16 protein-coding genes and 2 pseudogenes are annotated in these 25,320 nt (G+C 69.1%); 6 read left to right on the top strand and 12 right to left on the bottom strand.

The window, feature by feature from the left end; genetic code table 11:
- Positions 1-30: 30 nt before the first annotated feature.
- Both L3V18_RS14025 and L3V18_RS14020 read right to left on the bottom strand, forming a co-directional pair.
- Positions 31-879, bottom strand: coding sequence for an META and DUF4377 domain-containing protein (locus tag L3V18_RS14025; RefSeq protein ID WP_237055864.1), 849 nt, complete (start codon positions 877-879; stop codon positions 31-33).
- 80 nt (positions 880-959) lie between these two features.
- Positions 960-1,769 carry an undecaprenyl-diphosphate phosphatase gene (locus tag L3V18_RS14020; protein ID WP_237055862.1) on the bottom strand — a complete coding sequence of 270 codons (810 nt, stop codon included), beginning with the start codon at positions 1,767-1,769 and terminating at the stop codon, positions 960-962.
- Between the two features lie 200 nt (positions 1,770-1,969).
- Here L3V18_RS14020 and glk point away from each other — a divergent pair, with 200 nt between their 5' ends.
- Complete coding sequence (gene glk, locus L3V18_RS14015; RefSeq protein WP_237055860.1) at positions 1,970-2,995, top strand: glucokinase; 1,026 nt, start codon at positions 1,970-1,972, stop codon at positions 2,993-2,995.
- An 82-nt stretch (positions 2,996-3,077) separates the two neighbouring features.
- Here glk and L3V18_RS14010 read toward each other — a convergent pair whose 3' ends face one another.
- Positions 3,078-5,807: a TonB-dependent receptor gene (locus L3V18_RS14010; protein WP_237055858.1), complete on the bottom strand. Its 2,730-nt coding sequence runs from the start codon at positions 5,805-5,807 to the stop codon at positions 3,078-3,080.
- Positions 5,808-6,148: 341 nt separating this feature from the next.
- Here L3V18_RS14010 and L3V18_RS14005 point away from each other — a divergent pair, with 341 nt between their 5' ends.
- Positions 6,149-8,986: an alpha-amylase family glycosyl hydrolase gene (locus L3V18_RS14005; RefSeq protein ID WP_237055856.1), complete on the top strand. Its 2,838-nt coding sequence runs from the start codon at positions 6,149-6,151 to the stop codon at positions 8,984-8,986.
- 136 nt (positions 8,987-9,122) lie between these two features.
- Here L3V18_RS14005 and L3V18_RS14000 read toward each other — a convergent pair whose 3' ends face one another.
- The 8 genes from L3V18_RS14000 to L3V18_RS13965 form a co-directional block, all read right to left on the bottom strand.
- Positions 9,123-10,136 (bottom strand): reverse transcriptase family protein, encoded by a 1,014-nt coding sequence (locus L3V18_RS14000; protein WP_237055855.1) that lies wholly within the window; start codon positions 10,134-10,136, stop codon positions 9,123-9,125.
- The gene (locus tag L3V18_RS13995; RefSeq protein ID WP_237055854.1) at positions 10,111-10,407 is read right to left on the bottom strand and encodes a helix-turn-helix domain-containing protein; all 297 of its coding nucleotides are present in this window, start codon (positions 10,405-10,407) and stop codon (positions 10,111-10,113) included. The genes L3V18_RS14000 and L3V18_RS13995 overlap by 26 nt, the downstream gene beginning before the upstream one ends.
- A gap of 67 nt (positions 10,408-10,474) precedes the next feature.
- Entirely contained in the window at positions 10,475-10,708 is a 234-nt protein-coding gene (locus tag L3V18_RS13990) for a hypothetical protein (RefSeq protein ID WP_237055853.1), read from the bottom strand.
- Positions 10,709-11,091: 383 nt separating this feature from the next.
- The gene (locus tag L3V18_RS13985; protein ID WP_237055852.1) at positions 11,092-11,487 is read right to left on the bottom strand and encodes a hypothetical protein; all 396 of its coding nucleotides are present in this window, start codon (positions 11,485-11,487) and stop codon (positions 11,092-11,094) included.
- Positions 11,488-11,688: 201 nt separating this feature from the next.
- Complete coding sequence (locus L3V18_RS13980; protein ID WP_237055850.1) at positions 11,689-11,952, bottom strand: DUF3800 domain-containing protein; 264 nt, start codon at positions 11,950-11,952, stop codon at positions 11,689-11,691.
- A gap of 327 nt (positions 11,953-12,279) precedes the next feature.
- Positions 12,280-13,314 (bottom strand): NAD(P)H-dependent flavin oxidoreductase, encoded by a 1,035-nt coding sequence (locus tag L3V18_RS13975; RefSeq protein WP_237055847.1) that lies wholly within the window; start codon positions 13,312-13,314, stop codon positions 12,280-12,282.
- A gap of 95 nt (positions 13,315-13,409) precedes the next feature.
- On the bottom strand, positions 13,410-15,464 hold the full coding sequence (locus tag L3V18_RS13970) for a glycoside hydrolase family 97 protein (RefSeq protein ID WP_237055962.1): 2,055 nt from the start codon (positions 15,462-15,464) through the stop codon (positions 13,410-13,412).
- A gap of 35 nt (positions 15,465-15,499) precedes the next feature.
- Complete coding sequence (locus tag L3V18_RS13965) at positions 15,500-18,244, bottom strand: alpha-1,6-glucosidase domain-containing protein (protein ID WP_237055845.1); 2,745 nt, start codon at positions 18,242-18,244, stop codon at positions 15,500-15,502.
- Positions 18,245-18,374: 130 nt separating this feature from the next.
- Here L3V18_RS13965 and L3V18_RS13960 point away from each other — a divergent pair, with 130 nt between their 5' ends.
- Positions 18,375-19,895 (top strand): tryptophan halogenase family protein, encoded by a 1,521-nt coding sequence (locus tag L3V18_RS13960; RefSeq protein ID WP_237055843.1) that lies wholly within the window; start codon positions 18,375-18,377, stop codon positions 19,893-19,895.
- 158 nt (positions 19,896-20,053) lie between these two features.
- Here the strand turns inward: L3V18_RS13960 and L3V18_RS13955 are convergent, their stop codons facing one another.
- Positions 20,054-21,670 (bottom strand): alpha-glucosidase family protein, encoded by a 1,617-nt coding sequence (locus L3V18_RS13955; protein WP_237055840.1) that lies wholly within the window; start codon positions 21,668-21,670, stop codon positions 20,054-20,056.
- 327 nt (positions 21,671-21,997) lie between these two features.
- On the opposite strand from L3V18_RS13955, the pseudogene L3V18_RS19500 reads away from it, so the two are divergent.
- The 3 genes and pseudogenes from L3V18_RS19500 to L3V18_RS13945 all read left to right on the top strand — a co-directional run.
- A pseudogene (locus L3V18_RS19500) lies at positions 21,998-22,750 on the top strand (MFS transporter); the annotation flags it as partial.
- A gap of 18 nt (positions 22,751-22,768) precedes the next feature.
- A pseudogene (locus tag L3V18_RS19495) lies at positions 22,769-23,542 on the top strand (MFS transporter); the annotation flags it as partial.
- On the top strand, positions 23,539-25,260 hold the full coding sequence (locus tag L3V18_RS13945; RefSeq protein ID WP_237055838.1) for an alpha-amylase family glycosyl hydrolase: 1,722 nt from the start codon (positions 23,539-23,541) through the stop codon (positions 25,258-25,260). The pseudogene L3V18_RS19495 and the gene L3V18_RS13945, both read left to right, overlap by 4 nt.
- The last annotated feature ends 60 nt before the right edge of the window (positions 25,261-25,320 follow it).

Here is a 25,320-nt window from a genome sequence, read left to right as displayed (position 1 = left end):
TGCGGTTTCGGCTCGCCCGGCTGCAGCCGATCAGTCGTTGTCCGGGACGGTCTCCGATTCGACCACCATGTCGAGCACGTAGGCCACCGACGGGGCGTCGGCCGGTGGATCGGCGACGTCGAAACGCTTCAGCCGCAGCACGTTGCGCACGCCCGGTTCGTGCGTGTAGCCCCCGATCTCCTGGTACAGCGGTTCCCAGTCCTCGCTGACCCGGGTCTGCACGCCGGCGTCGTCGTAGCGGACCTCGCGCACCATCAGGCAGCGCATGTCGGGGATCAGCGGATGCGAGCACGGCTCGCGTTCGGCCGCGACCTCCATGAACATCCGCGTGCCCTCGCTGCCGTAGAACGCCTCGGGTGTCGGCGCGCCCTCGAACACCAGCGCGCGGCCGTCGTCCGCGGTCAGGGTCAGGACCGGCGGGGTAAGGCCGGCGAGGGCGAAGCCCGGTCCGCCTTCGAGCAGGGCCGACAGCGCGGCGTCGGCTTCCATCAGGTCGCCCCGGCAGGCGCGCTGGGTCTGGACCAGGGTGTCGACGCGGAGCGTGCCGTCCTCGATGCGGTAGCCGCCGCCCATGCCGTTGCAGGCGCCGTTGCTGGACAGCCGACCCTCGGCGAAATGCAGTTCGAGCGGGCGCTCGAGTGTGCCCAATGCGGCCAGCGGGCCGGAACCGACCTGGCCGTCGGCGCCGGTCGCGCGGGTCAGCCGCCAGTCGTAGGCGGTGACGTCGATCTCCGGTGCCGGGGCCGCGGCCGGATCTGCGGCCGCTTCCGTCGCCGGATCGGTTGTGGACGGCGCCTCCGGCTGCGGGCTGCAGGCACCCAGGACGACCGCGACCGAGGCGGCCAGCGACAGGCGGACGAGGGAAGTGGACAGGCTCATGCGGTGGATCTCCATTGGAATCGATACCCACCCTGCAACGGCGCGAGGCCGGCCGCGGGGTCGCGGCCCGGTACCGGCGTTCAGCCGCCGGTCGGCAGCCACAGCAGCAGGGCGGCGCCCAACGCTATCCGGTAGTACGCGAAGACCGTGTAGCGGTGCTGCTTGATGTAGCCCATCAGCCAGCGCACGACGACGAAGCCGGTGATCGCGGCGGCGGCGAAGGCCAGCCCCAGCTCGCCCCAGGCCTCTGCCGGGACGCCGCCCCCGGGCGCGGCCCGGGCGAGCGCGTACTCGAGCAGCGCATAGCCGCTGGCCGCGAACATCGTCGGGATGCCGACCAGGAACACGAACTCGGTCGCCGCCGAGCGCTGCCCGGTGCCGGCCAGCATCGCCATGAAGATCGCCGCCGCCGAGCGCGAGGTGCCGGGGAAGACGCCCGCGACGACCTGGGCCAGGCCGACCAGGACCGCCACCATCCAGGTGATCTCGCTGCTGGGCGCCTTGCGCTCGGCCAGTCGCTCCGCGAGCAGCATCCAGATGCCGCCGAGGATCAGCGCCGCGGCGACCGGCGACACCGTCTCCGGCAGTTCCCAGCCGGCCAGCCGCACCGGCAGGCCGACCAGCGCCGTGACCAGGAACGCGACCGCGATCCTCGCCAGGTAGCGGCGGTTCTCGCGCTCCCGCAGTCCGGTCGCCAGTGCCCACAGCCGTTGCCGGAATACCAGGGTGATCGCGATGATCGCGCCGGCCTGGATCACGATGTTGAACAGGTCCGAACGCGCGCCCAGCCAGTGCTGCGCGATCAGCAGGTGGCCGGTGCTGGAGATCGGCAGGAACTCGGTCAGTCCTTCCAGGATGCCCAGCAGCAGGGCGGACAGCAGGTCGGACACGGCGGCATCAATCGGCATCGGCAGGTCGGCGCGGGGGAAGGCGCAACGCTCGGGCAGGCCGGCTAGGATAGGCCAGCGCTCCGGCGAGGGTAAGCCGGCGGGTGTTGCCGGGTGCAAACGTATGCACGCCGGCGCACCGTCACCGCGCATTTACGCTGGCGACACGACATCCACTTTCCCGACAGGAACCCGATACCGGCATGCACGAGTCCTCCTCCGCTTCGACGCACGACCCGTCCGCCCTGGGCGAAGTGAGCCCGGATGCCGTGCTGGTCGGCGACATCGGCGGCACCAACGCGCGTTTCGCGCTGGCGGACATCGCCGGACCGGCGCCGCTGATGCATGCGCCGCTGTCGCTCGCCAACGCGGATTTCGCCAGCCTGCGGCACGCGATCGAGCATTACCTGGCGCTGACCGGCGCCAGGCCGCGGCGGGCGGCGATCGCGGTCGCCTCTCCGGTCGGCCACGACGAAATCCGCCTGACCAACCGGGCGTGGTCGTTCAGCCAGTCCGAACTGCGCGAATCGCTCGGGTTGGAGCGGTTGCGGATGGTCAACGACTTCGGCGCGGTGGCGTGGTCGGTGCCGGCGCTGCAGGAGAACGATCGCGTGCACCTGTATGGCCCGGTCGATCCCCCCGGCCACGGACCGGTCAGCGTGCTCGGGCCGGGCACCGGGCTGGGAGTCGGCATGCTGGCAGGCTCCGTGCAGGCCGGCTGGCAGGTGGTCGAGACCGAGGGCGGCCACGCCAGCTTCGCGCCGCTGGGCGAGGAGGAAGAGGCGATCGCGCGCTGGCTGGCCGCGCGCCACGGGCGGGTCTCGAACGAACGCCTGCTGTGCGGGCAGGGCCTGTCGTGCATCGATGCGGTGCTGCGCGGCGAACCGCCCGGCCGCGAGGCGACGATGCGCGCGCCGGCGGACGTGGTCGCGCTCGCCCTGGATGGCCACGACCAGGCGGCGCGGCGCGCGCTGGCGCGGTTCTGCGCGGTGCTCGGCAGCGTCGCCGGCGACATCGCGCTGATCCACGGCGCCCGCTGCGTGACCATCGCCGGCGGCATGGTGCCGCGCTTCCTGCCGTTCCTGCGCAGCAGCGCGTTCCGCGAACGCTTCCTCGCCAAGGGCCGTTTCGTCGCCTACCTGGAGGCGATCGCGGTGCAGGTCATCGTTCACCCGTACCCGGGGCTGCTCGGCGCGGCGATGTCGATGCGCGGGAACCCGGCCGACTGATCCGCCGTCCGGGCCACGGCCCGCGATCATAAAAAAACCCCGCCGGAGGCCGGCGGGGCAGGGATATCCGGTCTTGGAGGGCTCAGAACCGGTAGGAGACGCCGAACAGCACCTGGCGGCCGTACTCCTCGTAGCGTTGCGCGAGGCCGTTGTCGAAGAAGTACTCGCGATACGGTTCGTCGGTCAGGTTGTTGACCTGCAGCAGCAGCGACAGCCCTTCCAGCGCGGTGCCGTCGGCGAAGCTGTAACCGATCTGCGCGTCCAGCACTTCCTCGCCCTTGATGTAGCGCGGGGTACGGTCGGCGCCGAAGCCCTGGATCTCGCCGAGGAAGTCCGAACGCTTGCGCTGGCTGAGGCGGGCCTGGAAGCCGGCACGCTCGTAGTACAGCGTGATGTTGGTGACCTCGTCGGACAGGCCCGGGATCGGACCGGACGGCTGGTCCGGACCGTTGGGCTTGATCGAGCTGTTGGTGTTGGAGTGGTTGGCCTGCAGGCCGAAGCCTTCCAGCGCGGGGGTGAACAGGTCGAACGGGATCGACACCGCGAACTCGAAGCCGCTCAGGCGGCCGCCCTTGCCGTTGGCCGGAGCGGTATAGAAGCCGACCGGGTCGGGCGTCGGGCCGACATAGCCGGGCGGAATCGGGAAGTCGGACGCGTCGACGGCGATCTGCTGGTCGTAGATGTAGCTGGTCAGGTCCTTGAAGAACCAGGCCGCGCTGACATAGCCGCGGTCGCCGAAGTACTTCTCGTAGGACACGTCGAAGGCATCGGCCTCCCACGGATCCAGCTCCGGGTTGCCGCCGCTGCCGGTCCAGTCGCCGATGTTCTGGCCGGCGAACTCCAGCGACATGTTGCTGTTCGCGCGCAGCTGGTCGATGCGCGGGCGCGCCATCTGCTTGGCGACGGCGGTGCGCAGCACCTGGTCGTGCGGCAACAGGAACGACAGGTTCAGGCTGGGCAGCACGTTGGTGTAGGTCGCGCCACCGTCGTTGGGGACGGCGTTGGCGGCGTCGCCCTGCACGACCAGGAAGCCCTGCGAGCTCTGATCGGTCCTGACCACCTGCACGCCGACGTTGCCGCGGATGCCAACCGAACCGATGTCGGTGTTGATGTTGCCCTGCACGTAGAAGGTCGAGACCTCCTCGTTGATCGTCCACTGCTTGTTGGAGATGTCCGCATGGACATTGCCGACCTGCTGGTAGTACTGGTCCAGAACGCCGTTGATGTCGTAGCTGAAGCTGCCGGGGATGCCGGTGAACGACAGGTCGACCGGCGACAGGATGAAGCGCGGATCGATCGCGACCTCGTCGAACCCGGCGCCGCGGTCCGGCCCGCCGATCAGTTCGAGGAAGGCCTCCGGCACGCTGCGGGACTTCTCGCGCTCGGAGTAGTTGGCGCCGAACTCGACGCTGCTGAACATGCCGGTGTCGAACAGGCGCTCGGCGTTGAGCCGGAACGACTTCAGCGTGTCCTCGACCTCCGGGGTCTTGATGTAGCCGTCCTGGCCCCAGCCGCCGGGATCGGTCAGCACGACCTGCGCCGGATCGGTGTAGTCGAGGCCGAACGAGAAGGTCGGCTTGCCGGTCTTGCGGTCGAGGGTGAAGTCGACGGTGTCGGTGATGCCGGCGCGATAGCCGGAATAGGTTTCCAGGATGCTTTCCCGGCGGTCGGCACTGGAATAGCTCAGGTCGGCCTCGGCCGACCAGTAGTCGCCGAAGTTGAACTTGTGGTTCCAGCCGACCGCGAACAGCTCGTCGTCGCCCTCGTTGAGGTCGTTGCGCAGCACCGGGCGCACGCCGGTGAAGGTGCCGCCGACCACCACGCCGTCCTCGTCGACGACCGGGTTGCTCAGGGTCGCGCCGGACCAGCCCAGGCCGACCTCGAGGAAGCGGGTGGTCTCGGATTTCTCGAACTCCGAGTAGAACAGGTCGAGAGTGGTCTCGTAGCGGTCGTTCGGACGGAACTGCACCACGCCCATCAGGCCCTGGCGGGTGTTGTCGGTGGACGAGGCCAGCGACTTGCTGCCGCCGAGCACGTGGTGGGTCCCGTCGGTCGGATAGCCCCAGGCCTCCCAGCGGTTGGCCTGGCCGGGCGCGGTGTAGCGCGAGTAGCCCAGCGCGACGCCGAGGCGGTCGTCGAGGAACTGGTCGATGTAGGACGCGCTGGCGCGGTAGCCGGTGTCGTCGGTGCCGGGGTTCAGCTCACCCAGCGAGTTGTCCTCGTAGCGCGCGTTCAGCGACACCACGCGCTCGGAGAACGCGAGCGGGCGCACCGTGCGCAGGTCGACCGTGCCGGACAGGCCCTGGCCGACCAGCGACGCGTCCGGGGTCTTGTAGACCACCACGCCGTTGATCAGCTCGGCCGGGTACTGGTCGTACTCGACGGTGCGGTTGTCGCTGACGCTGACCTGTTCGCGGCCGTTCAGCAGGGTGGTGCCGTAGTCGCCGGACAGGCCGCGGATGCTGACGGTGGAGGAGCGGCCGGCGACGCGCTGCATGGCCAGGCCGGGCAGGCGGTTGATCGAGTCGGCGATGCTGACGTCGGGCAGCTTGCCGATGTCCTCGGCCGAGATCGCCTCGACGATGCTGGTCGATTCGCGCTTGGCGTCGATCGCACGCTCGATGCCGGCGCGGATGCCGGTGACGACGACGCTGTCGAGCGTGGTGGCGTCGGGCGACTGGGTCGCGGTGTCGTTGCCGGTTTCCTGATCGTTGGCAGGCTCCGCGGCGGACTGTGCGTGCACGCCCGTCGCCATCAGCGCGGTCGCCGAGGCCAGCGCCACGCTGAGTAGATTACGCCTGAGTTGCAACATGCTTCCCCTCCACACGGTTGGTAATGGCCGCCGGTGGGTTGAACGGCGGACGTCTGCGCGTCCTTGTTCCGGCAGGCCCGAAAAATCGCCTCGGACGCCGCCCCCGGCGGCATCGCGGACCCGGCGTCGAGGCCGGTCCGGGATCTGGCGTTGGGCGATAGTAGACGCGGGTGCAGCTGCACAATCGGCGTTGCAAACGTATTCACCGATCCTGCAGACGTTTGCAGCCGTTCCGCGATGGCGCCGCTATGGAATATGTGGCGGCCGCACGCCGCGACGGGCATCCGCCGAGCCTGACCGTTCCGGCAGGCGCACGGCGGCCGGCATCGGAGGAGAAGGGAATGCAGGATCGATCCAAATCTGCCGCATCCGCCGACGGTGCGACCCGTCGGGCACGCAAGCGGATGCCGGGACTTCCGCTCGTACTGCTGGCCGCCGCGCTGGCGGCGCCGGCCGCGGCGTCGGACGGCCTGCACGTGCCGTCGCCGGACTGGCGCGACCAGGTCGTCTATTTCGCGATGATCGACCGCTTCGACGACGGCGATCCGTCCAACAACGACCAGGGCGCGGGCGAGTACGACCCGGCCGACGGCAGCCGCTACAGCGGTGGCGACCTGCGCGGGCTGGCGCGGCGGCTGGACTACATCCAGGGGCTGGGCGCGACCGCGTTGTGGATCACCCCGCCGGTCGCGAACCAGTGGCTGAACCCGTCGCGCAGCTTCAGCGGCTACCACGGCTACTGGGCGAGCGACTTTTCCGAGGTCGACGCGCACTACGGCACCCGCGACGACTACAAGGCGCTGTCGCGCGCGCTGCATGCCCGTGGCATGTATCTGATCCAGGACGTGGTGGTGAACCACACCGGCGACTGGATCGCCTGCGACGCGGCCGGACCCGCGGACACCGCGGCCGACCGCTGCCGCCTGCGCGAGGACGCGCAGGGCCGGCGCGCGCCGACGCAGCCGCCATTCGACCGCAACGACCCCGGCGATGCCGGCGACCGCGAAGCCGCGATCTACCACTGGACGCCGCCGATCGCCGACTACACCGACCGCGGCCAGGAGCTCGACCACCAGCTGGCCGACCTCGACGATCTGGACACGGAGAACCCGGCCGTGCGCCGCGCGCTGCGCGAGACCTACGGCGACTGGATCCGCGATATCGGCGTGGATGCGTTCCGCGTCGATACCGCGTTCCACGTGCCGGCGGGATTCTTCGCCGATTTCCTGCACGCCGACGATGTCCAGGTGCCGGGCGTCGTCCGCGTCGCCGCCGATACCGGCCGCGACGGATTCCTCGCGTTCGGCGAGGGCTTCGGCACCGACAAGCCGTTCGCCGACGCGCAGGCGCGCAAGCTCGATGCCTACATGCGCACGCCCGGCGGGCTGCCGTCGATGATCAACTTTCCGCTGTACGGCAGCCTCGGCGACGTGTTCGCGCGCGGGAGGCCGAGCGCGGAGCTCGCCCACCGGATCGGTTCGATGATGGCCGTGCACGCCGACCCGTGGCGGATGCCGAGTTTCGTCGACAACCACGACGTCGATCGCTTCCTCGCCGGCGGCAGCGAGGCCGGGCTGAAGCAGGCGCTGCTGGCGATGCTGACCCTGCCCGGCATCCCGGTGATCTACTACGGCACCGAACAGGGATTCGACACGCAGCGCCCGGCGATGTTCGCGGCCGGCCACGGCAGCGGCGGCCGCGACCGCTTCGCCACCGATACGCCGCTGTACCGCTACCTGCAACGCGCGATCGCACTGCGCCGTGGCGACCGGGTGTTCTCGCGCGGCACGCCGACGGTGCTGGCGTCCAACCCGGCGCGCGCCGGCGCGATCGCATGGCGGCTGGCGCTGGATCCCGGCGCTTCGGGAGACGACGCAGCCGCTCCGAACGAGGAGACCGCCCTCGTCATTCTCAACAGCGCCGACCACGAGGTGCTGGTCGACAATCTCGACACCAGCCTTCCGTCCGGCACCCGACTGCAGGGCGCGTTCGCGATCGACGGCGCGCCGCGCGACCTGATCGTCGGCGCCGACGGCACGGTCACCCTGGTGCTGCCCGCGCGCAGCGGCGAGGTCTGGCGGGTTGCGTCACCGCCTGTTTCTTCTGCCGATTCCGCTCCTGCGCCTCATGCCGCGCACGACCGCTCTGTACATCCCGCCGTTTGCGGACGGGAGAGAAGAGCCGACTGCGAGCCATCGGCTCGCGGCCCGGCGAACGCCCGATGGCCGTGCCACCGGGCCGGGCCGTCGGGAGGGAAGGATGGGAATGCCGGCGACGCCGCACCGTGCCTCCAGTTGCATCCGCTGCCCCAGCAAGCAGTCACGAGGGATTTCGAGGTGCATGGCACCGCGCCGGGGCTGGAATCCATCCGCCTGGTCGTCGACGGCGACCTCGGCGCCGCGCAGCCGGTCGCGGTCGCCAGGGACGGCCGCTGGCAGGCCCGCATCCGCACCGACGCGATGGTCGACCCGGCGATCGTCCACCGCGTGGTCGCCTACGACCCGGTCAGCGGCGCGACCAGTGCCGCCGGCGAATTCCGCGTCGCCCTCGACTGGCGGCTGCTCGCCGACCGGACCGATCCGGCCGGCGACGACCACGGCCCGGATGGCGGCTACCGCTATCCGACCGACCCCGGCTGGCGCGAGCTGCGCCCGGCCGACATCCGCCGCGTCCGCACGTGGAGCGCGGGCGGTGCGTTGCGCATCGAGATCACGATGGCCGGCCTCAGCGACGCCTGGCACCCGGCCAACGGCTTCGACCATGTCGCGTTCACCGCCTACCTGTCGCTGCCCGGCCGCGACGGCGGCGCCACCGCGATGCCGCAGCAGCACGCGACCCTGCCCGACGGCCGCCGCTGGCACTACCGCTGGCGCGCGCATGGCTGGTCGAACGTGCTGACACGCGCACAAGGCGCCGATGCCGACAACGAAGGCGCAGCCGTCACCCCGGTGCCGACGATTGCGGTCGACCGCGCCGCGAACACCGTCACCGCGACCTTCCCCGCAACCGCGTTCGGCTCGATCGACAGCCTCGACGGCGCCATCCTCCACCTCACCACCTGGGACTACGACGGCGGCTACCGTCCGCTCGCCCCCGAGGCAGGGCCGATGAGTTTTGGTGGTGGGGACGCGGATGCGCCGCGGGTGATGGACGGGGTGGAGGTGGAACTGGGGTTGTAAGTGCGGTCGCTTTCGGCCCAAAGCGGACTTCGAGATCGCTGCGCCGAAGTCGAGCTCGCAAATCAGTAGCGGGGGATAGCAGACGCGCGGAAACGCGCTTTGTCCAAAGCTGATGCTGCTCTTCGAGCCGCTCGGCTCAGCTTTTCGATGGAGTCTTCTGTCCGTGACCAGTAAGCGCTAAGGAATCGTTGAGATGAGCAAGACGCTCACGGATCGTCGCGATTCTGGCCTTCAGTGGAGCAGCTTGGGTCGGGTGGAACTGGCCCAGTCGTGAGACGCGCCCGCTCGCGCTGTTCAGCAGGGTTTGAATGTCATCAGGCAATGGCTGCCCGCTGTTGACTATTCCCTCAAGCTTGTAGACAGCGGCTCGAACTGCCTTCCGGTCTGCCTTTGGAAGGGCGGGCCGCTTGTTGACCACAAGCTTGGTGACACGCATAGGGGCGTTAGCACGGACAATCTCGTGCTTCCTCCTCTTGGCCTTGTAGCCCCGAGAGCCGAACATGCCGTAGACAATCGCCATGCATCGCGCAATCTCGACAGGAGTCAGGGCTTTCGATGACGAGACCGTCACATCATCGACGTATCGGGAGTAAGTCGCGTCCAGTTGAGCAAGCTGGTCGACTATTCGCGGTTCGCAGTCCCAGAAGACCAGGTTGGCGAGGTAGGAGCTGGTTGGGGCACCCTCGGGGAGAAATCCATCCTTCGTGGTCAGTGCGGTGAGGATTCCTGCGACTTCCTCCGAGAAGCCGAAGAGTCCCGCCCAGACCCCGTGAACAAGCTCAGCCCGGGTCGTTGGAAAGAAGCGGGCTATGTCCTCGGTGATGATTATCGCGGGCTTGGTGTGAAGGCTCGCGTTCTCCCGGGGGCTTTTCCCCGGGAGGCTTCCGGTCAAGTAGTATGGGTACTCGACTCTGCGAAGAAGCTTGGCTTGAATCTGCTTTTGCACGCGCTTGAGCGGCGGTAGAGCATCCCAAGGCTGCCGAACACTGCCATCCGCTTTGGTGATGGGCTTGGCTTTCCGGTACTGCGAGGAGGCAATCTTGGCGATGGCTGCAAGCTCGCCTTCGGGCACATTCAGCGCGGCAGAGAGACTTGCCACGCTCTGGATACGCTGATGTGGGTACCTAGGCCTTCGCTGCGGGTCGCTCATTCAGGATTTCCAGTGCCGTCATGGCCAATTGGCCAGCCAGCTCTCGGTCGATGCCTGACAGCTCGCCCTTCTCTGCGCCGAGGAAGAAGAGGATTTCGAGTGGAACCTGAAGGCCGTTCGCAATGCTCTGGACCATCGACAGAGTTGGGTCTCTCTTCGAGTTCTCCAGCATCGAGAGGTACGAGACCGAGCAGCCAGCCAGTCGGGCGAGTTCTGCCTGACTCAGCTGGCGTCTGGTTCTGCACATCTGGATGGCGCTGCCGAGGTTCATCTACGTGGCTCCAAACATGAAAGGCTTGTTGTGTCAGTCTTAGTCACGTGCCTGCCGGTTGACCTGTTCAGTTCATCAGGTTGGTGATGTTGGTAACGAGCTTCAAAACTTCGCCCATCACCCTCAGCACACTCAGCCCCAAGTCGCCCCGGGGGGTACCGCGTGAACCGTCTCGGCTCTGTTCCAGCGCTGCAATCACTTCACGGACTTCGCTTACGACACCTGCATCGAGCTGGCCTTGGTACACATCAAGAAGCTGCTTCAGCACCCTGATGCTGTTCTCACGCGCATTGGCGTTCATAACTGTCTCTTCAATCCGGGCGACATTGCCCGCCGTCAGTAGCAAGTAGCCGGAAGGGGCCAACTCGATACAACAAGCCAATCACCATTCGACGCTCTTGCTCGACGCCGTCATCGACGGTCCGAGGTCTAACGACGACGCGGGCCGAAGTCCGACGTCGCCAAGCGGCAAAGCCCCATCAATGGTCTGGGGGCGGCCCGATGCTGCTGGGCCGGATAACTAGCTCTTGCTGCTGAAATTGAAGTGACAAACGCTGCTGCGAGAACTCAACCGAGCGGTAGCACTCGGCCTTGGAACACAGCCTAGCGGGTCCGCCGCCAAGAGTCAATAAAAATTCACTGATGGTGAATAATGGGGCGCAGGCCGTGGTGCCGCCCCGTGGCCTAGGCAGGGAGTCCGTACCTTCTGGCAACGTTCCGAGCTGGACGACAGCACGCGGAGTCAATCAAGGCGTTGAGCGCTGCGTTGGCTGCGCCCTTGTGCGGGGCAAGTGTCTTAACCGGCGTTCTCTGGTGTAGGCGCAGGAAGCACTCGGCGTAGAACTGCCGCACGACTTCTGGAGCGTCGGGCTTGTAGCCGCCCTCAATCTCGAAGAAGCGCCTGAGGCACAGAATGACTAGGTCCGACAGCTGGACTAGCAGGTTGCGCCTCGAGTCGAGGGGGTAACTGAACTCGGCAATCCACTTCGTTCGGCAAGCAACCGGGGCTCCGAAGCGGCGGCGTTCGGTGATTTCCGTAATTGCATCGGTGTGCTCATCCTTCTTGTCGATAATCAGCATCCCTCTTGCTGACCGGCCTAGGTCCTCAGCGACCCTCTGGTCGACTTCGGTAATCATGTAGTCGTACGCGAGGGTGTAGGGCGTGCTGGCGTGGGCAGGAATGCCGGGCGTGTTGGTAGCGAGGGCGGTCGCCAGCTTCTGCTTGTCTAGTGCGAGATAGTGGACGTGATGCTTGCGCTGCTCGGTGACGCTGAGGAGGTCTCAGACAAGCTGCAGGCGGCGGTCAATCGGGTGCCCTGCGAACGGTCCCTCTCCGTTTGGCGAGAGTAATTCGCACCCGTGTAGCTCGAAGCCCGTCGGGAGTGTGCCTCCGAAGTAGCCGGTAATCACGTCGGACAAGGCGGCGTAGGTGGTGTTCCATCCCTCATCGCGGAGGTTGACCCCGCCAAGCACAAATATCGGCTGCTGGGCGTCCTCCAGATTCGCGCCCGTGTCACCCGACTCATCCAAGTAGAAGAAGTGCATGCCGTACTCCTTGTTCCTGACTGGATTCACATGGGGCAGGGAATCTGGCCTATCAAGGCAGAGTTCTGCCGAGGTGCCTGTCTGCATCGCCACCGGACCGCACGCCGGACGCAAGGTGGCGACGCTCAAGACGCCGCCGGTCGATGCGGATGCGGTGCCACGGAATGCCGACTAGGTCGGCGGCTGCACGCTGCACGCGGGTCCAGCGGCGTCCCCCTGATCCTGAGTAGCGGTGAGCCCCAGGCACCAGAAGCGACACAGCGCAAGTCAGGGAACGTCCGCTCTTGGCCGATAGCCGCCACACAAACGCACCGGCTGTCGCGTCCCTCATTCGACCCCTGCCAACATCCGTGTCACCGCCGCCGCGTCGAGTCCATCGAAGCCTCCAGGCTGACTGCCCGCCCACAACGGGGTGAAGTCGTCGTGGTCCCGGGCTTCGGCAGCGGCGCGTAACGGGGCCAGGGCCTGCGAGGCCCAGGGGAAGGGCGGGGGCAGGTCGGACATCGGGCCCAGTTCGCGGATCAGCCGGTTGACCAGGCCGCGCGCGGGGCGGCCGCTGAACAGATTGGTGATCGCGGCGTCGCGGCCTGCCTGCCGCAGTGCCGCGCGGTGCACGGCGCCGGTGGTCGCTTCCGGGCACAGCAGGTAGGCGGTGCCGGCCTGTACGGCGCAGGCGCCGGCGGCGTGCAGCGCTTCGACATCGGCGCGGCCGCCGATGCCGCCGGCGGCGATCACCGGTACCGTCAGCGTCGATACCAGTGCCGCGACCAGCTCGGCGGTGGGGCGCTGGCCGGACAGATCGTCGGCGAGGAAGTGGCCGCGATGGCCGCCGGCCTCGATGCCTTGCGCGATCACGAAGTCGGCGCCGTTGCGCTGCAGCCACTGCCCCTCGTCCGGCGTGGTCGCCGAGGCCAGCACGGTCGCGCCCCAGGCCTTGATCCGTTGCAGCAGTTCCGGTGCCGGCAGCCCGAAGTGGAAGCTGAGGATGCGCGGGCGATAGTGCTCGATGAGGTCGACGGTGGCGGCGTCGATCGGCCGTCGTGCGCCTGCGGTCGTCGGCTCCGGCATCGCGATGCCCAGTTCCGCGTAGTAGGGCGCCAGCGCCTGCCGCCAGCGCCGCTCGCGGGCGGGATCGGGCGCGGCCATCGTGTGGCAGAAGAAGTTCAGGTTGATCGGCCGCGGCAGCGTCGCGAAGCGCTGCAGTGCCACCTCAAGCCGCTCCGGCCCGAGCATCGCGCAGGGCATCGAGCCGAGTCCGCCCGCGTTCGCGACCGCGATCGCCAGCGCCTCGTCCTGCACGCCGGCCATCGGTGCCTGGATGACCGGCAGTTCGATGCCGGCGATCGCCTGCAGGGGGTGCATCGTGCGGCTCCGTTCAACGATGCGCCCAGTCTAGCGGACCGGCCCGCCGGTCCCGCTGCGCCACGCCGGCCTGCGTGAGGCCGGCGCGGTGCGACTCAGTGCGCGACGAAGCGGATCGCCTGGCCGCCGCCGGCGGCGAGCTTCAGCGTCAGCACATCGGCGCTGGTGACCTCGCGCTGCTCGCGTTCGAACGCGAACGGCTTGTCGCGCCAGTGGGCGCCGTCGCCGTCGCGGTAGATCTGCGCGGTGTAGCGGCGGCCGGGCTCGAGGAAGGACAGCGGCACCTCCAGCAGGCGGCCGTGCTCGTCGCTGATGCTGCCCAGGTACCAGTCGTCGCTGTCGCGGTCCTTGCGCGCGAAGGTCACGAAGTCGCCGACCTCGCCGTCGAGCACGCGGGTTTCGGCCCAGTCGGCCGGCACGTCCTTGATGAACTGGAACGCGTCCATGTGCCTGGCGTAGTTCTCGGGCAGATCGGCGGCCATCTGCACGGGGCTGTACAGCACCACGTACAGTGCGAGCTGCTTGGCCAGGGTGGTCTGGATCGCCTGGCCGCGGCCCTGCAGGCTGAGGATGCCGGGGGTGAAGTCCATCGGCCCGGACAGCATGCGGGTGAACACCAGGTTGGTCTCATGCTCGGGCGGATTGGGCGGGTCGCCCCAGGCGGCGTACTCCATGCCGCGCGCGCCCTCGCGCGAGACCCAGTTCGGGTAGGTGCGGCGCAGGCCGGTGTCCTTGATCGGTTCGTGTGCGTTGATCGCGACCTTGTGACGGGCGGCGGCTTCGAGCACGCGCAGGTGGTGGTTGCTGTTCCACTGGCCGTCGTGCCATTCGCGCACGATGCTGCCATCGTCGAGGCGGCGCTCGATCCCGCCGGCGTCGCAGACGTAACCGGTCTTGACCGCGTCGATGCCGAGCCGTGCGTTCATCGCGAACGCGTCCTCCATCTGGTCCTCGTAGTGGCTGACCGCGCAGGCGGTCTCGTGGTGGCCGATCAGGTGCACGCCCTTCGACGCGGCATGGGCGGACAGCGCCTCGATGTCGAAGTCGGGCGTGGCGCGGGTGAAGTCGAAGTCGTAGCCGTTGCCGAACCAGTTGCCGTCCCAGCCGGGATTCCAGCCCTCGACCAGCACGCCGCGGAAGCCGTGCTCGGCGGCGAAGTCGATGTAGCGGCGGGTGTTGGCCGTGGTCGCGCCATGTTTCTTCCCGGTCGCCCAGGTCTCGGTATCCAGGTGCAGCGACCACCAGATGCCGATGTACTTGGCCGGCTCGAACCAGCTCACGTCGCCGAGCCGGTTCGGCTCGTTGAGGTTGAGGATCAGGTCGGAGGATTCGTACAGCTTCGCCGCGGTGTCGGTGATCTGCAGCGTCCGCCACGGCGTGTGGAACGGCAGGCGGCGACGGACCTTCCAGCCTTCCGAGGCCGGCGCCAGCTGCGCGCGGAAGCGCTGGCCCTCGGTGCGGCGCAGCCACATGCCCGAATAGTCGACCAGCGCCGCCTCGTGGAAGGCGATGTGCAGGCCACCTTCGGTGCGCACGGTCATCGTCGTATGCGCCTGGGTCACCTGCTCCAGCGGCGTGCGCTGGTACAGGTACTCGTAGCGGTTCCATTCGCCGGCGGGGATCCACCACGCGGTCGCCGGGTCGTGGACGGCGAATTCGGTCAGTTCGTCGTCGATGATCAGTTCGCCGGCTCCGGGCTGCTCGGGGAACTCGTAGCGGAAGCCCAGGCCGTCGTCGAACACCCGCACCACCACGTCGAAGCTGCGCCGGGCGCCGAGCGTCTCGGTGAAGCGCGCGCGCAGTTCGTTGTGGTGGTCGCGGACGAAGCGGCTCTCGCCCCAGGGCTGCTCCCAGGTCTCGTCATGGCCGCGAGTGGACTGCGAGGCCAGCGCGAGGTTGCGCTCCAGCTTCTCCGCGCCGCGCAGCCTGAAGCCGAGCCGGGAGTCGTCGATCACCGGCTCGCCGAAACGCAGCACGCGATAGGCGAGGCGGCCCTCGCTGATGTCGAGCTCGACCGCGAGCACCTTGCCGGGCGACTCGACCCGGGCGACGGTCTCGGCATGAACCCGCTGAAGCGGGGCAAGGGCCGCGGTCGCGGCCAGGGCCAGTGCGGCGGCGAGCGAGCGCAGCGGACGCCGGGCGGCTCGCATGCCGTCCGGTGGGATGATCGGCGTGGTGATCGGCATCATGGACTCCCGTTCTGTTCGTTGGGCAGGACGTAGACGACGGCGGTGCGCGCCGGCAGTTCGAAGCGGCCGCTCGCGATGTCGAAGCGGGCCTGGCGCGGGCGCGGGTCGGTGCCGTCGCGCAATACCGGATGCAGCCGGTACGGCTTGCCCGCTTCCCCGGCGAGCACCAGCTGCTGCGGCGACGCCGACACGTTGACCAGGTACAGCATCGCGTCGAAGCGCGCCCCGGGGTAGCCGCGGCCGTCGACATGGCCGGCGATCACCGCCGGATTCTGTGCGGGACCGGTGTTGGCGAAGCGCAGCCGCTCGCGCACGTCGGCCGCCGTCCGCAACCGTAGCATCGTCGAGCCGGCACGGATGCGCAGCAGGTCGAGGAAGGCGTCGCGGACGAAGGCGATGTCGTCGGGCCGCGGCCGGACGCCGGTTTCGCGCAGCAGCGGCCGCATCCACGGCCAGTCGTCGCGGTTGTCGGTGGCCGGCGGCAGTCCGGTACCGAAATGGTTGTCGTGGCCGCTCCAGTCGATGCGGTTGAACCAGTCGCCGGAGTCGTAGCTGTTGCGGTCCAGCGACTTGGAGCGCAGCAGCTCGCCGCCGGCATGGAAATAGGCGATGCCCTGGCTGAAGGCGTTCAGCGCGAGCGCCAGCAGCTGCACCCGTGCGCGTTCCTCCGGACCGGTGGAGGGTGGCAGCTTGATCGCGTTGATGTCGAACAGGGTCTGGTTGTCGTGGTTCTCGACGTAGTTGACGACCTCGCCCGGCTGCGCGGCGTAGCCGGCCGGCTGGCCCTTGTAGTCGATCGTCGACAGCGGCTTCTCGCTGCCGTCGGCGGCGACCATGCGGTAGTCGCGCAGGGTGCCGGCGAGGCCGGTGCGGACCAGGTCGGCGGCATGCAGCAGGGCGTCGCGGTCGTCGCCCTCGGCCAGGCCGTTGACGTAGCCCGGCGCGCGCAGCGCGTCGCCGTGGTCGGCCGGGCCGCCGCCGCGGATCGCGTCGCGGGCGCGGTCGCTGAAGGTGCCGATGCCGGAGCCCTGCAGCGAGCCCTGCGAGGCCTGCACGAAGCGGGCGCCGTCGGCGACCTCGCCGAAGTTCCAGCCCTCGCCGATCAGCGGCACGTGGCGGCCGGCGGCGGCATTCACCGCGGCCTGCAGGCGTTGCATCGCCGCGCGCGGCTGATGGCCCATCAGGTCGAAGCGGAACGAATCGATCCGGTAGTGGCGGACCCAGGCCACCGCCGAATCGATCATCAGCCGCTCCATCATCCGGTGCTCGGTCGCGGTGTTGTCGCAGCAGGTCGAGCGTTCGACCGCGCCGTCGGCGTCCAGCCGGTGGTAGTAGCCGGGCACGATGCGGTCGAGCACCGAGCGGGGGTCCTGGCCCGAGGCGCTGGTGTGGTTGTAGACCACGTCCATCCCGACCCGCAGCCCGGCCGCATGCAGCGCCTGCACCATCGCGCGGAACTCGCGCACGCGGACCGCGCCGTCCATCGCGTCGCTGGCGTAGCTGCCCTCCGGCGCGGTGTAGTGGAACGGGTCGTAACCCCAGTTGAAGCAGTCGCGTGCGGCGACCGCCGCCACCGCGGACTGCTGCGCCTCGCTGTCGGCGGCGGCGTCGGGAATGACCGGTTCGATGCAGCCCTGCTCCGGGATCGTCGCCAGGTCGAACACCGGCAGCAGGTGGATGTCGGTGATGCCGGCGGCAGCCAGTGCGCGCAGGTGGCGCATGCCGTCGCTGTCGCCGCCGGTGAAGGCCTGGTAGCGGCCGCGATGGGCAGGCGGCACCGTCGGGTCGTCGCGCGAGAAGTCGCGCACGTGCAGCTCGTAGACGGCCAGGTCGGTGGCCGCGGCCAGCGCGTCCGGCCGCGGCGCGTCGTCCCAGCCGTCGGGCTCGAGCGCGTCGGCGTCCATGTCGGCGATGTAGCCGCGCTTCGAGTCGGCCGACAGGCTCAATGCGTAGGGGTCGGTGACGCGGTTGCGGACGAGGCCGGCGCCGGGTGCGAACACGTCGACCAGGTAGCGGTAGTACTGCCCGCTGCGGTCGCCGTCCAGCGTCGCCGACCAGACGCCGGTCGCGTCGTCGCGCGTCAGCGGCACCGCGGCCGCGGAGGCGGCGATGCCGTCCGGATACAGGCAGGCGTGGACCGCCTGCGCGGTCGGCGCCCAGACCCGCAGCGAAGTGTGGTCGTGCGCGGGTATCGCGCCGAGCGCGGGAGCGGTCATCGCGGCGGCGTAGAGGTCGTCGAGCACGCCCGGGATCTGCAGCCGGGTGGCGTCGAGCACGCGCCCGGTAGCGTCCTCGCGCACCAGCCGCAACTCGCCGCGCAGCAGGCGCTGCAGGGTCGCGTCGTCCGCATCCACGCGCAACACCGCGCCGTCGCCGCGCAGGTGCGGGAACCGTGCCGCCAGCGCGGCCGGCAGGCGGTTGCCGGCGCCGGTGAGGATCATCGCGTCGTCGGCGCCGGAAGGCGCCTGTCCGCTGTCGGCGACCAGGCCGCCGGCAGCGGCGTGCAGCAGCCGGTAGCGCCCGTCGGCCGGCTGGCCGGGCCACAGCAGGTGGCGGCGGTCGAGCCAGTGCGCGCGGGCGGCCGGATTCGCGGCAGAAGCGTGCAGGGTGCGGGCCGGGGCGTCGTCGTTGCAGTCGGCCAGCACGTCGTCGACGTCGGCGGCCCGGGCCAGGCCGGCCGCGAACAACAGCGGCGCCAGGCAGGCGAGCGCGAGCCCGCGCGACGGCTCAGGCATGTTCATCGTGGCCTCCGCAGGGATGGGTCGGACGGTTGGAAATGGGCATGTAGACGCATTCAGCCGCATGAGCGGTCTCCGGCACGTGGCGGGATGGCCTAGGCTTGCTCCGGGCAGGCATTCCGCGGGGGGCGCGATGGAAGACGGGCGGATCGGCAAGGTGGTGATCGTCGGTGGCGGCACCGCGGGCTGGATGGCGGCGGCGGTGCTGGCGCGGCTGATGGGGGCACCGGCCGGCGAGCGGCGGCTGGACATCTGCCTGGTCGAGTCCGAGCAGATCGGCACGGTCGGGGTCGGCGAGGCGACGATCCCGCAGATCCGCCTGTTCAACCGCACCCTCGGCCTGGACGAGAACGCGTTCGTCCACCGGACCCGCGGCACCTTCAAGCTCGGCATCGAATTCGACGGCTGGCTGCGGCCCGGCCACCGCTACATGCACGCATTCGGTGCGGTGGGCGGGCGCGACCTCGGGGCGGTGCCCTTCCACCATTACTGGCTGCGCGAGCGCCTGACCGGGCGTGCGCCCGCGCTGGACGAGTACGTGTTCAACGCGGTCGCGGCCTGGCGCAACCGCTTCCTGCGCGGCAGCGAGCTGAAGGATTCGCCGCTGTCGAATGTCGCCTACGCGTTCCATTTCGATGCGAGCCTGTACGCGCGCTACCTGCGCGAGTACGCCGAGGCGCGCGGGGTGCGGCGGATCGAGGGCAAGGTCGCCGACGTACGCCTGCGCGGCGACGACGGTTTCATCGAATCGGTGGCGCTGGAGGATGGCCAGGTCGTCGGAGGCGAGCTGTTCCTCGACTGTTCCGGGTTCCGCGGCCTGTTGATCGAGCAGACGCTGCGGGCCGGCTACGAGGACTGGAGCCACTGGCTGCCCTGCGATCGCGCGCTGGCGGTGCCGTGCGCACCGGTCGAGCCGCTGACGCCGTACACGCGCTCGACCGCGCGCGCCGCGGGCTGGCAGTGGCGGATCCCGCTGCAGCACCGGACCGGCAATGGCATGGTCTACAGCAGCGCCCACGTCAGCGACGACGAAGCCGCCGCGACCCTGCTGGCGAACCTCGACGGCGAAGCGCTCGACGATCCGCGTCCGCTGCGCTTCACCACCGGCATGCGGCGCCGGTTCTGGCATCGCAACTGCGTCGCGGTCGGGCTGGCCAGCGGCTTCATGGAGCCGCTGGAGTCGACCAGCATCCATTTCATCCAGCAGAGCCTGTCGAAACTGGTCAGCTTCTTTCCCGACCGCGGTTTCGATGCGGTCGACATCGCCGAGTACAACCGGCAGGTCCAGTTCGAGTACGTCCGGGCGCGCGATTTCCTGATCCTGCACTACCTCGCCAACGAGCGGCCCGAGCCGTTCTGGCAGGCGTGCCGGACGATGCCGGTGCCGGACACGTTGGCGGACAGGATCGCGCTGTTCCGCAGCCATGGGCGCGTCCACCGCGAGCACGAGGAACTGTTCACCGAGGCCAGCTGGGTGCAGGTGCTGGTCGGGCAGGGCGTGCTGCCGCGAAGCTATCACCCGATGGTCGATCTGCTCGACGACGCGGAGTGCGCAGCCATGCTCGCCGGCGTGCACAAGGTGCTGCACAGCTGCGCGGAGGCGATGCCCGACCACGCCGCATTCATCGCCCGGTACTGCGCCAGCGCCGGCTAGGGCGCCGGCCATGGACCCGATCGAAGAGCTGACCGCGGGAGCGGCACTAGCCGCGATGGGAGTTTGCCGGAAAAAGCGATCGCGGCTTGCGCCGCTCCTAACGCCGCCCCCACGGTCGTCAGGGGTGGCATCCGCCATCCGCACCGCCGCGGTCCGTTTCACCCCAGCCGGGCGAAATGGACGCCGCGCGCCGGCAGCCGCAACTCGCCGTCGGCGACGGTGCCGGCGAGCAGGCCGTGGCCCTCGAGCGGCACCGGGTCCAGGCCGTCGGGCAGCCGCCAGTCGACCGCCGTCGCCGACAGGTTGAACACGACCAGCAGCCGCTCGTCGCCGTGGCTGCGGGTGAAGGCGAGCACCGGCTCGTGGCTGTCGAGGAAACGGATGTCGCCGTGGACCAGGGCCGGCAGCGACTTGCGCCAGCGCAGGAAGCGGCGGGTGAGGTTCAGCACCGACGCGGGATCGGCCTCCTGCGCCTGCACGCTGCGCGCGCGGTGGGCATCCGGAATCGGCAGCCACGGCGCGCCCGAGGAGAAGCCCGCACCCTCGGCATCGGTCCACGGCAGCGGCGTGCGGCAACCGTCGCGGCCCTTGAAGTTCGGCCAGAACGAGATGCCGTACGGGTCCTGCAGCGCCTCGAACGGCACCTCGGCCTCCGGCAGGCCGAGTTCCTCGCCCTGGTACAGGCAGACCGAGCCGCGCAGCGAACAGACCAGCGCGACCAGCTGGGCGGCGAGCGCGTCGGAGGCCTGTTCGCGGCCCCAGCGGCTGACCGCGCGTTCGACGTCGTGGTTGGAGATCGCCCAGCACGGCCAGCCGTGCGGCATCTTCGATTCCAGGTTCTCGACGGTGCCTCGGATGTAGTCGACGCTGAAGTCGTCGGTCAGCAGTTCGAAGCTGTAGCCCATGTGCAGGCGCCGGTCGCCGACGTACTCGGCCATGGTCGCCAGTGAGTCCTCCGACGAGAACTCGCCCAGCGCGGCGACGTCGCGGTAGCGGTCCATCAGCCGGCGCAGCTCTTCCATGAAGACCAGCGTCTCGGGCTGGGTGTTGTTGTAGTAGTGGTACTGGTATGCGTACGGATTGTCGGCGCTGAAGCCGCGGCCGACCCGCAGGTGCGCGGGCTTGGGCGGATTGTCGCGCAGCTGGGCGTCGTGGTAGCAGAAGTTGATCGCGTCCAGGCGCAGGCCGTCGACGCCGCGGTCGAGCCAGAACGCGACGTTGTCCAGGGTCGCCTCGCGCACGTCGGCGCAGTGGAAGTTCAGGTCCGGCTGCGAGGTCAGGAAGTTGTGCAGGTAGTACTGTTCGCGGCGCGGCTCCCACTGCCAGGCGACGCCGCCGAAGATCGACAGCCAGTTGTTCGGCGGGGTGCCGTCCTCGCGCGCATCGGCCCAGACGTACCAGTCGGCCTTCGCGTTGTCGCGGCTCTCGCGGCTTTCCTGGAACCACGCGTGCTGCGCCGAGGTGTGGCTGAGCACCTGGTCGATCATCACCTTGATGTCGAGCGAGTGCGCCTTCTTCAGCAGCCTGTCGAAGTCGTCGAGGGTGCCGAACAACGGGTCGACGTCGCGGTAGTCGGCGATGTCGTAGCCGAAGTCCGCCATCGGCGACTTGAAGAACGGCGAGATCCAGATCGCGTCCACCCCGAGGCTGGCGATGTAGTCGAGCTTCTCGACGATGCCCGGCAGATCGCCGACGCCATCGCCGTTGGTGTCGAGGAAGCTGCGCGGGTAGACCTGGTAGATCACCGCGCCGTGCCACCATGAAGCCGTCTTCATTCCCGTCCCCAGCCGTTCCGATCCGGCGGCAACTATTCCACGGCCGGAGCCCGTGGGAACAGGCGTTTGGAGGCCTCGGCCGGTGAATACGTTTGCACCTGTCCATGTTGCAGTGCGATGCCTGACTAGCATGCGTCCCTGCCTTTGCCAGACTTGGCGGCATCGCCCGTGCGCGGGTGGCGGAATGGCCGGAGCGCCGTCCGCCGCATCGCGGCAGGCGATTGCGCGACTGGTGCGGCGACGCCGTGGCGCCTGCCCGCGAATGGCGCCACGATCCGGCATGCCGCGAGCGAACGCGGGCATGCACCCACCCGCCAGGGACACTGAATGACTTCCGCGACAACCGCCGCTTCCGCACCTTCACCATCCGCCCGCAAGCCGACGCTGTCGTTCTGGCATATCTGGAACATGTGCTTCGGCTTCCTCGGCATCCAGTTCGGTTTCGCCCTGCAGAACGCCAACGTCAGTCGGATCTTCCGGACCCTCGGCGCGGACATGGACCTGGTGCCGGGACTGTGGATCGCGGCGCCGCTGACCGGGCTGCTGATCCAGCCGGTGATCGGTTACCTCAGCGACCGCACCTGGCACCCGCGCCTCGGCCGGCGGCGGCCGTACTTCCTCGCCGGAGCGATCCTCGCTTCGCTGGCCCTGTTCGTGATGCCCAACTCGCCGGGGCTGTGGATCGCCGCCGGCACGCTGTGGGTGCTGGACGCCTCGATCAACGTCGCGATGGAGCCCTTCCGCGCCTTCGTCGGCGATCAGCTGCCGCCGCCGCAGCGGCCGGCCGGCTATGCGATGCAGAGCTTCTTCATCGGCGTCGGCGCGGTGGTCGCGAGCATGCTGCCGTGGCTGCTGACGCAGGTCGGCGTGTCCAATACAGCCGATCCGGGCGAGGTGCCGGACACGGTGCGGTACGCGTTCTATTTCGGCGGCGCGGTGCTGTTCCTCGCGATCGGATGGACCGTGCTGCGTACCCGCGAATATCCGCCCGAGCAGCTGCTGGCCTTCGCCGATGCGCGACCGGTGGTGGACGGGCCGGTCTCCGCGCCCGCCGCCGGCCCCGCCGCGGGACTGGGTTGGGTGGTGGCCGGCGCCGCCGGCATCGCCGCGATCGCCTGGTTCGGCTGGGACCGGATGCTGTACGTGCTGGCCGGCATGCTGCTCGCGTACGGCTTGCTGCAGCAGCTGGTGCGGTTCATGCCGCCGGAGTGGATGCCGGTGAGCATCGTCCGCGACCTGCGCGCGATGCCGATCATGATGCGGCGGCTGGCGGTGGTGCAGTTCTTCTCCTGGTTCGCGCTGTTCGCGATGTGGATCTTCACCACCGACGCGGTCGCCGACGTCCACTTCGGCAGCAGCGACACCGCCTCGGCCGCGTACAACGAAGGCGCGAACTGGGTCGGCGTGCTGTTCGCGGCCTACAACGGCTTCGCCGCGCTGGCGGCGATCGTGATTCCGTGGATGGTCGCCCGCTGGGGCCTGCGCGTGAGCCACCTGGTCAACGTCGGCCTTGGCGGGCTCGGCCTGCTGTCGTTCCTGTGGATCCGCGACCCGCATTGGCTGCTGCTGTCGATGCTCGGCGTCGGCTTCGCCTGGGCATCGATCCTGTCGCTGCCCTACGCGCTGTTGTCCGACAGCCTGCCGGCGGACAAGATGGGCGTGTACATGGGCATCTTCAACTTCTTCATCGTCATCCCGCAACTGGTCGCCGCCAGCCTGCTCGGTTTCCTGCTCAGGGCCTTCCTCGGCGGCGAGCCGGTCAATGCGCTGGCGGTGGGCGGCGTCAGCATGATCATCGCCGGCCTGTGCGTGCTGCGGGTGCGCGAGCCGGCGGTGGCCCACCCCGCCGGGATCGCGGAGGCGGCACGATGAAACGTTCGCTCGCGCTCGCGCTCGCCATGGCCGCCGGCTGCGCGCACGTCGTCCCACCGGCATCGCAACCGCCGGCACCGACGTTGCGGCCGCAGTACTACGGCACCCTGGAGCCGTTCGCGTCCGATGCGGTCTATTTCGTGATGACCGACCGCTTCGTCAACGGCGATCCGTCCAACGACCACCGCGACCAGGGCGGACCCGATCCCGCACGGCGCACTTTCGACCGGCCGGTTCCGGGCGCGGACGCCAATGACGCCAACATCGGCTATCTCGGGGGCGATTTCCGGGGCCTGCTCGACAATGCCGGCTACATCGCCGACCTCGGCTTCGGCGCGGTCTGGCTGACACCGATCGTCGACAACCCCGACGAGGCCTTCACCGGTGGCGACCCGGTCGGATCCGACGCGTTCTTCAAGGACCGTGGCAAGGCGGGCTATCACGGTTACTGGGGCGTGAACTTCTTCCGCCTGGACGAGCACCTGCCCAGCCCCGGACTCGATTTCGCCGGCCTGACCGCCGGGTTGCGGCAGTACGGGCTGAAGACCGTGCTCGACATCGTCGCCAACCATGGCTCCCCGTCGTTCACGATGCCGGCCGACCAGCCCGGCTTCGGCGAGATATACGATGCCGACGGCCGCCTGGTCGCCGATCACCAGAACCTGGCACCGGCCGATCTGGATCCGGCGAACGAGTCGCTGCACCGCTTCTTCCATACCGAGCCCGATCTCGCCCAGCTGTCCAACAACGACGACACCAATCCGGCGGTGCTGGACTATTTCTGCCGCGCGTACCGGCAGTGGATCGACCAGGGCGCGGCGGCGTTCCGGATCGACACCATCCGTCACGTGCCGGGTGCGTTCTGGAAGGGCTTCAGCGACTGCATCCGCGCCGATCATCCGGGCTTCTTCATGTTCGGCGAAGCCTTCGACCACGATCCGGCGAAGATCGCCCCCTTCACCTGGCCCGAGAATGGCGCCGTCAGCGTGCTCGATTTCCCGCTGAAGGAGCGCATGGACGAGGTGTTCGCACGCCGTGCCGGCGGTGGCGAAAGCCCTGGTTACGAACGCATCGCCGAGCGGCTGTACCTGATCGGGGGCCCGTACCGGAACCCGTACGAGCTGATGACGTTCTACGACAACCACGACATGCCGCGGATGGATGCCGATGACGCCGGCTTCATCGACGCGCACAACTTCCTGTTCACCGCGCGCGGCATCCCGGTGATCTACCAGGGCTCGGAGGTCGGCTTCATGCGGGGCGCGGCCGAGCACGCCGGCAACCGCAACTACTTCGGCCAGGCGCGGATCGACGCCGCCTCGGGACACCCGATCCACGACGCGCTGCGACGGATCGCGCGCGTGCGCGCGACGACCCCGGCGCTGCAGCGCGGCCTGCAGTTGAACGTGGAAATGGCCGGCGATCGCGCCGCGTTCTATCGCGTGCTGCAGGACGGCGACTTCGCCCAGATCGCGCTGGTGCTGCTGAACAAGGGCGATGCGGCTGCGGATTTCGAGGTGTCGCGCTGGCTGCAGCCCGGCCGCTGGCAGGAGGCGGTCGGCGGCGAGATCCGCGAAGTCGGCGAGGCAGGAGCATTGCGCACGAGCGTGCCGGCGCACGGCGTCCAGGTCTGGATGCTGAACGCACCGGTGCGACGCGACGACCTGCGCCAGGCCCTGGATGCGGCGATGGCCGGGCGGCTCGGCGGACCGGGCTGAAGCGCGCCATCCCGACAGCCGCGACCGGAGTCCTGGGAACGCCCGTCGCGGCCGGCGCCG

The organism is Marilutibacter chinensis (assembly GCF_021725675.1).
GTDB lineage: Bacteria > Pseudomonadota > Gammaproteobacteria > Xanthomonadales > Xanthomonadaceae > Marilutibacter > Marilutibacter chinensis.
This window is presented reverse-complemented; position numbering and strand designations above follow the sequence as displayed.